The following is a 14,233-nucleotide window of genomic DNA, read 5'->3' as shown; positions in this document are numbered from 1 at the left end:
CCACCGAGGGTGAAGGCGAACAGCCAGGCACTCGGCGCCCCCACCAGCCAGTAGCACACCGCGCCGATCAGGAAGGTGGTCCTGGCATCCTTCAAGCCCCGGATCGAGCCCATGGCGATGGTCTGCACGCCGTCGAACAGCTCGAACCAGGCCGCCACCATCAGCAGTTGCACCGCCAGTTGGAAGATCGGCGCAAAGGCCGGGTCGCCACGGTCCACCAGCAATGCCACCAGGTTGTCCGGCAGCAACAGGAACAGCGCCGCGAAACCAAGCATCAGCGTGGCACCAAAACCGATCCCGACACGCCCGGCACTGCGCGCCGCCAACAGGTTGCCGGCGCCGTAGTACAGGCCGACGCGCATGGTCACCGCATAGGACAGCCCGGTCGGCACCATGAAGGCCGTAGAGACGATCTGCAGGGCGATCTGGTGCGCCGCAAGCTCCGTGCTGCCAAGCACGCCCATGCACAGCGCGGCGAAGGCGAACAGCCCGACCTCGACCATGTAGGTGCCGCCGATCGGCAGGCCCAGGCGCCACAGCTCGCGCAGCGCCGGCAGCGAAGGGCGCATCAGGCCCTTGCGCAGCGGGTAGGCGGCATAGGCCTTGTGCCAGCGGATGTACAGCGCCAAGGCAATGGCCATGCCCATCGACACCACCGCGGTGACCAGGCCGATGCCCATCAGGCCCAGCTTGGGCAGGCCGAACATGCCCTCGATCAGCGCATGGTTGAGCAGGTAGTTGAGCACCGTGCCCACCAGGCTGATGACCATCACTGGCGTGGAGCGGCCCAGCGCACTGGTGAAGCCGCGCAGGGCCATGAACGTCAGGTAACCGGGCAGGGCCAGTGGCAGCAAAGTGAGGAACTGCATGGCCGCGTCGACGTTCTCCGGCTGCTGGCCGAACAGCAGCAACGCGGGCTTGAGGTTCCACAGCACCAGTGCTGCGGCGAGCGCCAGGCCCCAGGCCAGCCACAAACCGCTTTGGGCCAGGCGGGTGGCGCCCTCGATATCGTTGGCGCCCTTGCGGATCGCCACCAGCGTACCGACCGCCGCGATGATCCCAAGGCAGAAGATCGACACGAACGAATAGCTCGCCGCCCCCAGCCCACCGCCGGCCAGGGCTTGCGGGCTGATGCGGGCCATCATCAGGGTGTCGGTGAGCACCATCAGCATGTGCGCCAACTGCGAGGCGATCAGCGGCCCGGCCAGGCGCAGCAAAGCCTTGAGTTCGGTGGTGGGCGCGACGTGCATGGGGCTGTCCTTGTGGGTGGGGCAATGAGCGAGCGGTCGATTCTGAGGCTTCGGTCAGCTTTGCACAAAAGGATAAAAGCGATCACTGCCATGAGTCTGACTCATGCATGTATGATCCAGTGCACTGCCTCCACGGCCCCCGCATGCCAGGTACGCCATGTCCCGCCAGCTCCCCCCGCTGTATGCGCTGCGCGCATTCGAAGCCGCCGCCCGGCTGAGCTCCTTCACCCGCGCCGGGGTCGAACTGTCGATCACCCAGAGCGCGGTCAGCCGGCATATCCGCACCCTGGAAGAGCACTTCGCCTGCCGCCTGTTCGTGCGCAGCGGCCGCAGCCTGCAGCTGACCGAGGCCGCGCGGGTGCTGCTGCCCGGCGTGCGCGATGGCTTCGCCGCCCTGGAGCGGGCCTGCGAGACCTTGCGCGGCGAAGACGACATCCTGCGCATGAAGGCGCCGTCCACCCTGACCATGCGCTGGCTGCTGGCGCGCCTGAGCCGCTTTCGCCACCTGCAGCCGGGCAACGAAGTGCAGCTGACCAGCGCCTGGATGGACGTTGACCACGTCGACTTCAACCAGGAGCCGTTCGACTGCGCGGTGCTGCTCAGCGACGGCAACTTCCCGGCCGACTGGGAAGTGCGCCGGCTGTTCAGCGAACTGCTGATCCCGGTAGGGGCGCCGGACCTGCTCGACGATGCGCCCTGGGATGAGCGGCGGCTGGCGGGTATCGAACTGCTGCACCCCACCCCCGACAAGCGCGACTGGCGCGCCTGGCTGGCGCGCATGGGGCTCACCGACAAGGTCTCGCTCAAGGGCGGGCAGGTGTTCGACACCCTTGAGCTGGGCATGATCGCCGCCGCGCGGGGCTATGGGATCTCCATGGGCGACCTGCTGATGGTGGCCGAAGACGTGGCCCAGCGGCGCCTGAGCCTGCCCTGGCCGACGGCGGTGGCCAGTGGGCTGGACTACTACCTGGTGTGGCCCAGGACCCGGCCGGGGGGCGAGCGGTTGCGCAGGTTGAGTGGGTTTTTGCAGGAAGAGGCGGTGGCGATGGACTTGCCGGCAGTCGAAATCCTGTCGGTGGATTGAGTGCCTGGGCCGGCCCTTTCGCGGGTAAACCCGCTCCCACAGTGACTGCGCATAACCTGTGGGAGCGGGTTTACCCGCGAAGGGCCATAGAAGCAAAGGTTTGCGAATACCCCGGCCCGACACTCAAGTATTCCCCCGCGACGCCGATCCACTGGCACCAGCGTCCCGGAAGAGGGCGCGATTTCCCGTCGATAGGAAGCGGGTGGTCAGCGTGATCAGGACGATCCCGGCCTCTTGCCAGGAGCTCTCCCATGTCTCAACCGCGTGCCCGTATCGCCTCGCAGCTCGGTATCGCCCTCGCCATCGTGCTGGCGCTGGTGATCACCGGCAGTACCCTGTTCGCCCTGCGTTCGCTGGACGACGCCAACCTCACCACCCGCCAGGCCCACCTGGGCAGCGAGGCGCGGCTGCTGGCCGACCAGCTGGACACCTTCCACGGCTCGCTCAGGGACAACACCCAGCGCCTCAGTGGCCTGTTCGAGCGCCGCTTCGCCACGGGCCTGGCCCTGCATGCGGGCGAGACGGTCAGCGTGGCCGGCGTCGCCACCCCGGCGCTGTACCTGGGTGAGCATTTGCTGAACAACGATTTCCGCCAGGTCGACGAGTTCCAGCAGATGACCGCCGGGGTCGCCACCCTGTTCGTGCGCAGTGGCGACGACTTCGTGCGCATCAGCACCTCGCTGACCAAGCAGGACGGCAGCCGCGCCATCGGCACCCAGCTCGACCGCCAGCACCCGGCCTACGCCAAGCTGATGGCCGGGCAGACCTACGTCGGCCGCGCCGTGCTGTTCGAGCGCAACTACATGACCCGCTACGTGCCGGTCAGTGACGGCAGCGGCCGGGTGATCGCGGTGCTGTTCGTCGGCTTCGACTACACCGACGCGCAGAAGGCCCAGTTCGCCAATCTGCAGCGCTTTCGCATCGGCCAGACCGGTTCGCTGGCGCTGCTGGACGAGCAGGGCAAGTGGCTGGTGGCGCCGGCCGAGGTGCGTGACGGCGAGGCCGCGGCCCAGGCCATCAAAGGCCTCAAGGCCGGCGAGGGGCGCTTCTGGGAGAGCGCCGGTGCGCAGCAGTTCAGCGTCGCCATGCCGTTCGCCGAGGGCCCATGGACCGTGGTGGCGAGCATGCCGCAGGCCGAAATCCGCGAGGTGACCTGGAGTGTCGGCCTGCGCCTGGCCATCGGCAGCCTGCTGGCCATGCTGCTGGCCGTGGTCGCCACGCTGTGGCTGCTGCGCCGCAAGCTGCGCCCGCTGGGCGACCTGGTGCGCCAGGCCGAGGCCCTGGGGGCCGGCAACCTCAATGCCCGCCTGAGCGTCACCAGCCATGACGAGATCGGCCAGCTGGCGCGCGGGTTTAACCAGATGGCCGATGCCCTGGCGACCATGGTCGAGCATATCCGCGAAGCCTCCGAGCAGGTCAGCGGCCGCGCCCGTTCGCTGTCGGGCCTGTCGTCCGGTGCCTGCGAGGGCATGGACCAGCAGTCCGGCGAGATCACCAGCATGGCCGGCGCGGTGGAAGAGTTCAGCGCCACCTCGATGAACATCGCCGACAACATGGCCGGCACCGAACGCATGGCCCGCGACAACGCCCAGCAGACCCGCATCGGCCGCAATGCCATGGACGAAGCCTCGGCCTCGCTCAAGCAGATTGCCCAGGCCCTGGGCGGCACGGCGACGGTGATGGACACCCTGGGTGCCCGCTCGCAGGAGATCGGCGGCATCGTCGGGGTGATCACCGCGATCGCCGAACAGACCAACCTGCTGGCGCTCAACGCCGCCATCGAAGCGGCCCGTGCCGGCGAGCAGGGCCGTGGCTTTGCCGTGGTAGCCGACGAGGTGCGTGGCCTGGCCGCGCGTACGCGCCAGGCCACTGACGAGATTTCCGGGATGATCGCCAGCATCCAGCAGCAGACCGGCCACGCCATCAGCACCCTGGAGCAGGGCAACCAGCTGATGCAGGAAGGCCTGGCGCGCAACGACAAGGTGGCCGAGGCGTTGGCGCGCATCGACGAGCAGAGCCGTACGGCGGGTGAGCAGTTCGCGGTGATCAGCACGGCGACCCAGGAACAGAGCAGCACCGCCACGGTGCTTAGCCGCAACCTGCAGAGCATTGCCCAGGCCAACAGCGAGCAGCGCGATGTGGCCAATGAGCTGGCCAATACCGCACGGGAACTGGAAGGGCTGGCGGGGCAGTTGCGCCAGGAAGTGGATCGGTTCCGTACCCAGCGATAGTGCATTGGGGCCGCTTTGCGGCCCTTTCGCTGGCAAGCCAGCTCCCACAAGAGCAGTGTGCGCCGTACCTGTGGGAGCCGGCTTGCCGGCGAAAGGGCCGCGCAGCGGCCCCGAATGATTGAAGCCTTACATCGCCCCCAGATCCAACGCCTGCGCACACGCCTGCAACGACCGTCGCTCACTCTGCGCATACAACCCCAGCTCATCCTCCACCTTGAGCCCCAGCGCTGCCTCGAAAGCCTCGCGGTTGGCATTGCTGCCGTACTCGGCCTGGCCCTCGTCGCCCAGGTTGGACTGGAAGATCCCCGCCGCACTCACCGGCAAAAAGTCCTCGTAAACCAGCGCCTCGTAATGCACGTGGCCGGCGTCGATCAGGCCTTGCAGCGTGGTCGGGCGATCCGCCTGACCGCGTGCGGCCAGGCCCTTCTCGGTCGCGAAGTAGCGGAAGTACGCCAGCCCCTGTTCACGCATCTGCGCCAGGTCATCCGGGAACTCGGCGAACTGCGCCTCCAGCAGCGCCTTGTAGCGCTCGGCATTGGCCTCGGCCGGCACTCCGCCCAGGGCGGCGCGGGTGGCGTCGAGCAGGCGGTCGTACAGCTGGCGGCCCTTGGGCGTCAGTGCCGCGCCGCGCTGTTCGATCTCGCCGAAGCGCGCGGTGTGGCTGCCCTGGGCATCGCTGAAGGCAACCTTCTCCTGCAAGGCCTTGAAGCTGGTCTGGCGCAGCAGGATCGGGTGGCGACGGGTGGGCGGGCCTTCGACCACGGCTTTGGGCGGGATGCCCTTGGCCGGCATGCCGACCTGGATCGCGTCGATGTCCAGGGTGCGTGGGGTCAGGTGGTTGATGTGCGGGCCCTTGAACGCCACCACGTCGGCGATCAGTCGGTGCTGGTCGTGCAACTGCTGGTACTGCTCGGCGGTGACCGTGGCGTCCTGGTGCCAGCGGAAGGTGTGCAGGGCTTCGTTGACGAAAGCCTCGGCGTCGCTCGTGTTCAGGCCACCGTCGCGTTCGCACTGGGCAATCAGCTCGAGCGCACGCGGGGTGAAGATCTGCCGCTGGCTGAGGATGCCCTGGGCCAGTTCGCGCAGTTGCGGGTTGTCGATCAGCTCCAGGCGCAGCAGCGAGGTGAACACGCGGAACGGGCTGACGTGCAACGACTGCTCGTGCACGGCGCGAAAGGCGGTGGAGTGCACCGGCACACCGGCCGAGCTCAAGTCGTAGTAGCCGACCGGGTGCATGCCCATCACCGCGAACAGCCGGGCGATGGTGGCGAGTTCTTCGGCGGTGCCGACGCGGATGGCGCCGTGGCGCTCCTGGTCGAGGCGCTCGATCTCGCCGGTCCAGCGCAGGGCCTCGGCCACCTGGGGCTGCTGGGCCATAACCTGCTGGTTGATCTCGCTCACCAGCTCAAGCAGCGTGCCGTACAGGGGCACTTCCTGTTTGTACATGAGCGACATGGCGGCAGAGAACTGCGCGCGGATGCTGTCGGGGCTGACGAAATCGTGGGCGGGCATCGCAAGCTTCCTGGTTAGGTTCGGACGCTTACATGAAAGCTGGGAATGGAGTTGCCGTACAAGCGAAAAAAAGTAGGTGTTTCATTCCTTTTTTGATCGACCTTGAGGGCCTCATCGCTGGCAAGCCAGCTCCCACAGTGATCCGTGTGGGAGCCGGCTTGCCGGCGAAAGGGCCGCACAGCGGCCCCAGCCATCTCAACCCTGAAGCTGCTCGCGAACCCATTCCACCAACGCCCGCACCTTCGGCACCTCGGCCGCATGCTCGGCATACGCCAGGTAATGCGCGCCATTGCTCTTCATCGCATGGTCCCAGGCCATCACCAGGCTGCCCTCGGCCAATTCCTTGGCCACCAGGTAGCGCGGCACCAGCGCCACCCCGCACCCCGACTGCGCAGCGCTCAAGGCCATATAGAACGTATCGAAACGCGGCCCGTGGTAGCTGTTGTCGGTGTGCAGCCCCTGCTCCAGGAACCACTCATGCCAGGCCTCCGGGCGCGAGGCGCTTTGCAGCAGCACCAGCTCCGCCAGCGCGCCGGCGTCGGGCAGCGTGCGCCCTTGCAGCAGCTCAGGCGCACACACCGGCACCACCTCCTCACCGAACAGCGCCACGCAGGTCGCACCCGGCCAGGTGCCCTGGCCATAGAAGAACACCACGTCGGCCGAGCCCTGCAGCAGGGCGAACGGCTCCATCTCGTTGCGGATGTCCAGGTGGATGTTCGGGTGGCGCTTGCCGAAGCCCTTGAGGTGCGGGATCAGCCAGCGCACGCCAAAACTCGGTTGAGTGGCTACCTTGAGTACTTCGGTCTGCGTGCCGTAGGTCTGCACGTAGCGGCTGGACATGTCGACCTGGGTGAGGATCTTGTTGACCTCGGCCAGGTACAGCGCGCCTGCGGGGGTGAGCTGCAGGCGCCGGCGGATACGCAGGAACAGGTGGTGGCGCAGCATCTCCTCCAGCTGTGCAACCTGCTTGCTGACCGCGCTCTGGGTCAGGTGCAGCTCTTCGGCGGCGCGGGTGAAGCTCAGGTGGCGCGCCGCAGCCTCGAAGCACTGCAGGGCGGTCATGGACGGTACCAGGCGTTTGGACATAGCGGTCTCGGCGGCTCGAATCATTACCTGTCGGAATGATATGCGGAATAAAGGTCGTTTGTTGCACTGGTGTAATCGGATTAATACTGACCCACGTCATTTTCCAACCCTTCACCGATGAAAGGAGAAGCACAATGGTTGCTGCATTGCTCGAGCGCCTTGGCGTTGCCGCCGCGGCTCACACCCAGGGCGACTACCCTGTCCACACCCCGATCGATGGCAGCCAGATCGCCTCGGTGAAACTGCTCGGCAAGGCCGACACCATCGCCCGCATCGACCAGGCCCAGCAGGCCTTCGAAGCCTGGCGCAGCGTGCCGGCCCCGCGCCGTGGCGAGCTGGTGCGCCTGTTCGGTGAAGTGCTGCGCGAACACAAGGCCGACCTCGGCGAGCTGGTCTCGATCGAAGCCGGCAAGATCACCCAGGAAGGCCTGGGCGAAGTGCAGGAAATGATCGACATCTGCGACTTCGCCGTTGGCCTGTCGCGCCAGCTGTACGGCCTGACCATCGCCTCCGAGCGCCCGGGCCACCACATGCGTGAATCCTGGCACCCGCTGGGCGTGGTCGGCGTGATCAGCGCCTTCAACTTCCCGGTTGCGGTGTGGGCGTGGAACACCGCGCTGGCCCTGGTGGCCGGCAACTCGGTGGTGTGGAAACCGTCCGAGAAGACCCCGCTCACCGCCCTGGCCTGCCAGGCACTGTTCGAAAAAGCCCTGAAAGCCTTCGGCGACGCGCCGGCCGGCCTCAGCCAGCTGGTGATCGGCGGCCGCGAAGCCGGTGAAGCCCTGGTCGACGACCCGCGCGTGCCGCTGGTCAGCGCCACCGGCAGCACCCGCATGGGCCGTGAAGTGGGCCCACGTGTGGCCGCCCGCTTCGGCCGCAGCATCCTCGAACTGGGTGGCAACAACGCCATGATCCTCGCCCCGAGCGCAGACCTGGACCTGGCCGTGCGCGGCATCCTGTTCTCGGCCGTAGGCACTGCCGGCCAGCGCTGCACCACCCTGCGCCGCCTGATCGTGCACCGTTCGATCAAGGATGAAGTGGTGGCGCGGGTCAAGGCCGCCTACGCCAAGGTGCGCATCGGCGACCCACGCAAGGACAACCTGGTTGGCCCGCTGATCGACAAGCTGTCGTTCGATGCCATGCAAGGCGCGCTGGCCAAGGCTCGCGATGAAGGCGGCCAGGTATTCGGTGGCGAGCGCCAGCTGGCCGAGCAGTACCCGAACGCCTTCTACGTGACCCCGGCCATCGCCGAGATGCCGGCCCAGAGCGACGTGGTGCGCCACGAAACCTTCGCGCCGATCCTCTACGTGCTGGCCTATGACGACTTCGAAGAGGCCCTGCGCCTGAACAACGAAGTGCCACAGGGCCTGTCGTCGTGCATCTTCACCACCGACATTCGTGAGGCCGAGCGCTTCCAGAGTGCGTCGGGCAGCGACTGCGGCATCGCCAACGTCAACATCGGCACCAGCGGCGCCGAGATCGGCGGTGCGTTCGGTGGCGAGAAAGAGACCGGCGGTGGCCGTGAGTCGGGCTCCGATGCCTGGAAAGGCTACATGCGTCGCCAGACCAACACCGTGAACTACTCGCGCGAGCTGCCGCTGGCGCAGGGCATTGTGTTCGACTGATGCTGTATGGCCGGGGGCGTTGCCCCCGGATCGCCGGCAAGCCGGCTCCCACAGGGACCGTGTCGATCCTTGTGGGAGCCGCGGTTCGCCGCCGTGGCTTGCCGGCGATAGGGCCGCAACAAGAATAAAATTTTGCTGGAGCCGGGCCATGTCCGAACTGCGTCAAGAATGTCTGTGGGAACACGTCACCCGGCCGACCGTCGCCGCCCAGGCCCTGGCCGGCGAGCACAAGGCCGATGTCTGTGTGATCGGCGGCGGCATCACCGGGCTGTCCGCGGCGATCCACCTGCTGGAGCAAGGCAAGTCGGTGATCCTGCTGGAGGCCTGGAAGATCGGCCACGGCGGCTCGGGGCGCAACGTCGGCCTGGTCAACGCCGGCACCTGGATCCGCCCCGACGACGTCGAGGCCACCCTCGGCGAGAAGCAAGGCAGCCGCCTGAACAAGGTACTGGGCGAAGCGCCGGGCGAAGTGTTCGCCATGATCGAGCGCTTGGGTATCGACTGCCAGGCTCAGCACAAAGGCACGCTGCACATGGCGCACAACGCCACCGGCATCGCCGACCTTGAAGCCCGCCACCAGCAATGGTCGCGCCGTGGCGCCGATGTCGAGCTGCTGACCGGCGCGAAATGCCAGGAATACTGCGGTACCGACAAGATTTCCGCCGCGCTGCTCGACCGCCGCGCCGGCACCATCAACCCCATGGGCTATACCCAGGGCCTGGCGGGCGCCGTGGCCCGCCTGGGCGGCAAGCTGTTCCAGCAATCCGCGGTCGAAGGCCTTGAGCGCGACGGCGCTGCCTGGCGGGTGAAGACCGCGCGCGGCGCGGTGCGCGCCGACAAGGTGGTGATCTCCACCGGCGCCTACACCGAAGGCGACTGGAGCAACCTGCAAAAGCAGTTCTTCCGTGGCTACTACTACCAGGTGGCCTCCAAGCCTTTGCATGGCGCGGCTGCCGACAAGGTGCTGCCCCATGGCCAGGGCTCGTGGGACACCCGCACCGTACTCAGCAGCATCCGCCGCGACGACCAGGGCCGCCTGCTGCTCGGCAGCCTTGGCCGTGTCGACAACAAGCCTTCGTGGTTCGTGCGCAGCTGGGCCGACCGCATCCAGAGCCACTACTACCCGGAGCTGGGCAAGGTCGAGTGGGAAATGCACTGGACCGGCTGCATCGACTTCACCCCCGACCACCTGATGCGCCTGTTCGAACCGGCGCCGGGGCTGGTGGCGGTGACCGGCTACAACGGCCGTGGCAACACCACCGGCACGGTGATCGGCCGGGCCTTCGCCGAGTTCCTGCTCAAGGATGACCCGGACAGCCTGCCGATCCCGTTCTCGCCGATGAAACCGGTGAGTGCACCGTCGTTGCGCACGGCGTTCTACGAGTCGGGGTTCTCGCTGTATCACGCCGGGCAGTGCCTGCGCGTGGTGCTGTAACCCGCCAACCGGCGTTGCCCAACGACAAAAAGCCGCTTCCCCGGGGGACGCGGCTTTTTGTCGTTGGGCGGGGTCAGCTGAGCAGGTTCTTCACATTGCCCATCGCCTCATCGGCAAAGCCCTGCAGGAACGCCTGGAAGCCTGGCAGCGCCTCCGGTCCGCCTTGCTGGGGTTCGGCCTGGATGGTCCAGGTGGCGCGGCTGTGGCCGGCATCGAGCACCTCCACGGCCATCGCCGCCCACAGGTTGCCGATGTTCAGGCTGGTGTAGATCAGGCTCCAGGTCATGTGCATGGCCCTATCGTCACGGGTGTTGAGCTGTTCGATCACCACGTTGCCGTCCTTGAACAGCTTCTTGCGCACCGAGCGCACGCCGCTGCCGGTCATATCGATGTGCGCCAGTGCCGGGATGAACACCGGGAAGCCGGCGAAGTTGCCGACGATGTTCCAGACGCTGGCGGCGGGCGCGGCGATGTCCACGCTGGACACCACCCGGCAGCCTTCGGGGTTGCGGATCAGGGTATCGGGCTTGAGTGCTTGCATGTCGTGTTGCTCCGGTTGTGGGTGAAGGTCAGATAAAGCCGATGTCGGCCAGGTAGCGGCAGCCCCGGCGCAGCAGCGCCGGGCTCTTGCTCGGGTAATGGCTGCCCATGCGCCGCACACCGGCGCGGGCGTTGTCGTGGGCGATGCCACCGATGTCGCCGATGTCTTCGCCGAAGCCGTCCAGGTAGAAGCCGAGGACGTCATACAGCGCGTTGTCGCGGTCGATCCGGCGCAGGCGCTGTTGCCAGTGCTCGACGCTGACCAGCTCGAAGGCATGGCCCTGCTCGCGGAACGACGCCAGGTAGTCGCTCCAGCGCAGCGGCTCGGGGTTGTGCAGGTTGAACACGCACTCGCCAGGCTGGTGGCGGCTGCTGTGGAAGGCGATGAAGCGGGCCAGGAAGTCCACCGGCATCAGGTCGAAGTCGATCTCCAGGCGCGGCACCTGGCCCAGCTGCAGCGAGCCCTTGAGCATCAGCATCAGGCGGTTGCTGTGGGGCTGGCAGACGCCGGTGCGGCTGTCGAAGGTGATGTTGCCGGGGCGGAACAGGTTGACCCACACCCCTTGCGCGCGGGCGCGCTGCAGGATGCGCTCGCCGACCCATTTGCTCAGGTTGTAGCCGTTGCGGATGTACAGCGGCGGCGTTGCTGCCGGCTCGGCCTCCAGCACATGGCCGGCGTTGTCCACGGCACTGCAGGCGGACAGGGTCGAGACGAAGTTGAAGATCTTCTTGCGCCGGCCCTCGCACAACCGCAGGCACTCGAACAGCGGCTCGATGTTGTCGGCGGCCAGCGCCTGGTAGTCGAGCACATGGTTGACCTGGGCGGCGTTGTGCAGCAGCGCGCCGTAGTGTTCGTCCAGGTAGTCGTAGTCGGCCTCGGCCAGCCCCAGGCGTGGCTGGCGCAGGTCGGCTTCGAACACCCGCACACGGGCCATGTCCAGCACCAGTTGGTTGTCACGCAGCGCCCGGGTGAAGCGCTCGTCGGCCGCCAGGTCGCCGCTGCGGCGCACCAGGCAGGCCACTTCGGTGGCGCCCCAGTCCAGCAGCGCCTCGACCAGGTGCACGCCGACGAAGCTGTTGGCGCCGGTGACGATCACCTTGTGCACATCGCCCAGTTGTTCCACCGGCAGTACCCGCAGGCCCAGTTCGCGCGCCGCATCCTGTTCCGGGCGGGCCAGTGGGTCCTGCTGCGCGGCCTCGACACCGTCGAGCAACGCGCCCAGGCGTTGCACGGTCGGTTGCTCGATGAAGCGGTTGATCGCCACCCCCTGGCCGAAGCGCTCGCGCACCTCCAGCAGCAGGCGTGACAGCAGGATCGAGTGGCCCCCCAGGTTGAAGAAGCTGTCGTCGATGGCGATGTCTGCCTGGGGTAATTCCAGCAATTCGCTCCACAGCTCGCGCAGCCGATGTTCGGTGGCGGTTTGCGGTTGCAGGTGCTGCTGCGTCGCCAACGCCAGTGGCCGCAGCAGCAGTGCCTGGCGGTCGACCTTGCCGTTGGCGGTGTAGGGCATCTGCTCCAGCACCTGGTAGAACATCGGGCGCATGTAGTCGGGCAGGCTGCTTTCGGCATGCTCGCGCAGCAGGGTCTGGGCGTCGGTTTTCTCCGGGTGGGCGAGGAAGGCCAGCACCCGGCGCTGGGGGTCGATCACCACCGCCACCTGGGCGAACAGGCGGGCGTCGCGCAGGCAGTGCTCGATCTCCTCGGGCTCCACGCGATAGCCGCGGATCTTCACCTGGTTGTCGCGCCGCCCGCACAGCTCGATGCCCTGGGCGGTCCATTGGCCGATATCGCCGGTCCGGTAGGCCCTGAGCGAGCGGCCATCGGGCAGGTTCAGCTCGACGAAGCGCTCGGCCGTCAGCGCCGGGTTGTTCAGGTAACCCAGGCCTACGCCCGGCCCGGCGATGTACAGCTCGCCGGGTGTCTGCTCCAGCACTGGGCGCAGGGCTTCGTCGAGGATCAGCACCTGGGTGTTGGCGATCGGCAGCCCGAGGTTGCGGTTGCTGTCACCCGGCGCCATCACCCGCGTGGTGGCCAGCACCGTGGTTTCGGTCGGGCCATAGATGTTGTGCATCCGGCATTGCCCGGCCAGCCGTGCGATCACCTCGGGTTCGCAGACATCGCCCCCGGTGACCAGGTGCTGCAGGCCCAGGTGTTCGTCGCGCGGCAGGATGCTCAGCAGGGCCGGCGGCAGGAACGCATGGGTGATTTCCTGGCTGTGGATAAGTGCCAGTAGTTGCCGCGGGTCACGGCGCTGGTCTTCGCTGGGCAGCACCAGTTCGGCACCGCAGGCGAAGGTCGGCAGGATATCCAGCAGGGAGGCGTCGAAGCCGATGGTGGAAAACTGCAGTACCCGGCTGTGCCGATCCAGTGCCACGTGCTCGCGGTACCAGGCCATGAAGTGCATCAGGTTGCCTTGGCTCAGCAGCACGCCCTTGGGCTGGCCGGTGGTGCCGGAGGTGTAGATCGCCACGCAGGGTTGCCCGACGTCCGCTTCGCGCAGTACCAGGCTTGGCAGCTCGGCACCCTCTGACGGCGCTATGTCACGTACATCCAGGTGGGGGATAGCGGCAGGGTGTTGGCCGTCATGCAGCAGCACGCAGGCGCCGGCATCCTCGAGGATGCGTTGGCGTCGGGCGGTGGGCGTGGCCGGGTCCAGCGGCAGGTAGACGGCGCCGCAGCCGAGCACCGCCAGCAGGCTGGCGTAGAGCGCGGGCGACTTGTTCATGCACACGGCCACCACCGCTGGAGCCGTGCCGGCTTCGGTCAGCAGCGGCAGCAGGGCTTGCTGGATGGCGGCTGTGCGGGCGTGCAGCTGGCGATAGCTATGACGCTGGCCGGCGTACTGCAGCGCCGGGGATGCGGCGTGCCGGCGCAGGCTTTGTTCCAGCTGCCCGACCAGGCTGCCCTGGGCGCGTTCCAGCAGGTCGGCACGCAGCGCGCGGTTGAACGGATGCCGGTAGGCCAAGGCCTCCAGCCAGCCCAGGCCGTGCTCGTGTTCGTAGGCGCCGGGGCTGACCGCCGGCGCCTCCTGCAGGTGCTGCGGGTTACGGGCGAAGCGGGTGACGTGCAAGGCCAGTTGGTCGCACAGGGCCTGCAGTGTGTCCTCGCGCAGTTGTTGGCCGTTGCCCGACTCCGGCATCTCTACCGGCAGCCGTTCGATCAGGCGCTGGGCAGTGGCACTGCCGCACCAGCACAGGGTTTCCAGGTGCGGCAAGGTTTCACCGAAGCGGGCGCCCAGGCGCAGCCTGAGCAAGGGTGTGCTGCCCAGTGCCTGCCAGTCGCCGCTGGCCAGGGTCAGGCTGCCGTCGTCCACCACCAGCTCGGTGGCGGCCGACAGTTGCCGGCGCAGGGCCTGGGCGCTATCTGCCATGGTGGTGCCATGGCCATGTTCGTCGAGCAGGCGGGCACAGGCGCCGATGGCGGGGCTGGTGCCCACCAGGAGTATGTCGAGGCGTCTCATGATCGGGTC

The 14,233-nt window shown here is 67.4% G+C and carries 9 protein-coding genes and 1 pseudogene; 5 read left to right on the top strand and 5 right to left on the bottom strand.

Annotated features, from left to right (window positions below):
- Positions 1-1,250, bottom strand: a 1,250-nt coding sequence (locus L6D77_RS25425) for a NorM family multidrug efflux MATE transporter (RefSeq protein WP_236170195.1), incomplete at its 3' end; no start/stop codon positions are given.
- Between the two features lie 157 nt (positions 1,251-1,407).
- Here L6D77_RS25425 and L6D77_RS25420 point away from each other — a divergent pair.
- From L6D77_RS25420 to L6D77_RS27630, 3 genes and pseudogenes are all read left to right on the top strand, one after another.
- Complete coding sequence (locus L6D77_RS25420) at positions 1,408-2,334, top strand: LysR substrate-binding domain-containing protein (protein WP_232883405.1); 927 nt, start codon at positions 1,408-1,410, stop codon at positions 2,332-2,334.
- Positions 2,335-2,585: 251 nt separating this feature from the next.
- Positions 2,586-3,698, top strand: a pseudogene (locus tag L6D77_RS27635) (Cache 3/Cache 2 fusion domain-containing protein); the annotation flags it as partial.
- Entirely contained in the window at positions 3,696-4,565 is an 870-nt protein-coding gene (locus tag L6D77_RS27630; protein ID WP_373870641.1) for a methyl-accepting chemotaxis protein, read from the top strand. The pseudogene L6D77_RS27635 and the gene L6D77_RS27630, both read left to right, overlap by 3 nt.
- Positions 4,566-4,691: 126 nt before the next feature.
- On the opposite strand, the gene hglS is transcribed toward L6D77_RS27630, so the two are convergent.
- Together hglS and L6D77_RS25405 are read right to left on the bottom strand one after the other, a co-directional pair.
- Complete coding sequence (hglS, locus tag L6D77_RS25410; RefSeq protein WP_232883403.1) at positions 4,692-6,077, bottom strand: 2-oxoadipate dioxygenase/decarboxylase HglS; 1,386 nt, start codon at positions 6,075-6,077, stop codon at positions 4,692-4,694.
- A 195-nt stretch (positions 6,078-6,272) separates the two neighbouring features.
- Entirely contained in the window at positions 6,273-7,163 is an 891-nt protein-coding gene (locus L6D77_RS25405; protein WP_232883402.1) for a LysR family transcriptional regulator, read from the bottom strand.
- A 134-nt stretch (positions 7,164-7,297) separates the two neighbouring features.
- Here L6D77_RS25405 and amaB point away from each other — a divergent pair, with 134 nt between their 5' ends.
- Positions 7,298-8,788 carry an L-piperidine-6-carboxylate dehydrogenase gene (amaB, locus tag L6D77_RS25400; protein ID WP_275094599.1) on the top strand — a complete coding sequence of 497 codons (1,491 nt, stop codon included), beginning with the start codon at positions 7,298-7,300 and terminating at the stop codon, positions 8,786-8,788.
- A gap of 148 nt (positions 8,789-8,936) precedes the next feature.
- A complete protein-coding gene (gene amaA / locus L6D77_RS25395; protein WP_232883401.1) occupies positions 8,937-10,223 on the top strand; it encodes an L-pipecolate oxidase in 1,287 nt (428 codons plus the stop codon).
- A 73-nt stretch (positions 10,224-10,296) separates the two neighbouring features.
- On the opposite strand, the gene L6D77_RS25390 is transcribed toward amaA, so the two are convergent.
- Positions 10,297-10,764, bottom strand: coding sequence for an SRPBCC family protein (locus L6D77_RS25390; RefSeq protein WP_232883400.1), 468 nt, complete (start codon positions 10,762-10,764; stop codon positions 10,297-10,299).
- 28 nt (positions 10,765-10,792) lie between these two features.
- Complete coding sequence (locus tag L6D77_RS25385) at positions 10,793-14,224, bottom strand: amino acid adenylation domain-containing protein (protein WP_232883399.1); 3,432 nt, start codon at positions 14,222-14,224, stop codon at positions 10,793-10,795.
- Between the last annotated feature and the right edge of the window lie 9 nt (positions 14,225-14,233).

It is taken from the genome of Pseudomonas parasichuanensis (assembly GCF_021601385.1).
GTDB lineage: Bacteria > Pseudomonadota > Gammaproteobacteria > Pseudomonadales > Pseudomonadaceae > Aquipseudomonas > Aquipseudomonas parasichuanensis.
Note: the sequence above shows the minus strand (reverse complement) of the source record. Positions and strands in the feature narration are given on the sequence as shown.

Excerpts from the sequence above, each read along its gene's own strand:
- L6D77_RS27630 (WP_373870641.1), top strand. The coding sequence starts at position 3,696 with ATGGCCGATGCCCTGGCGACCATGGTCGAGCATATCCGCGAAGCCTCC.
- amaA (WP_232883401.1), top strand. The coding sequence starts at position 8,937 with ATGTCCGAACTGCGTCAAGAATGTCTGTGGGAACACGTCACCCGGCCG.
- amaB (WP_275094599.1), top strand. The coding sequence starts at position 7,298 with ATGGTTGCTGCATTGCTCGAGCGCCTTGGCGTTGCCGCCGCGGCTCAC.
- L6D77_RS25420 (WP_232883405.1), top strand. The coding sequence starts at position 1,408 with ATGTCCCGCCAGCTCCCCCCGCTGTATGCGCTGCGCGCATTCGAAGCC.
- L6D77_RS25385 (WP_232883399.1), bottom strand. The coding sequence starts at position 14,224 with ATGAGACGCCTCGACATACTCCTGGTGGGCACCAGCCCCGCCATCGGC.
- L6D77_RS25405 (WP_232883402.1), bottom strand. The coding sequence starts at position 7,163 with ATGTCCAAACGCCTGGTACCGTCCATGACCGCCCTGCAGTGCTTCGAG.
- hglS (WP_232883403.1), bottom strand. The coding sequence starts at position 6,077 with ATGCCCGCCCACGATTTCGTCAGCCCCGACAGCATCCGCGCGCAGTTC.
- L6D77_RS25390 (WP_232883400.1), bottom strand. The coding sequence starts at position 10,764 with ATGCAAGCACTCAAGCCCGATACCCTGATCCGCAACCCCGAAGGCTGC.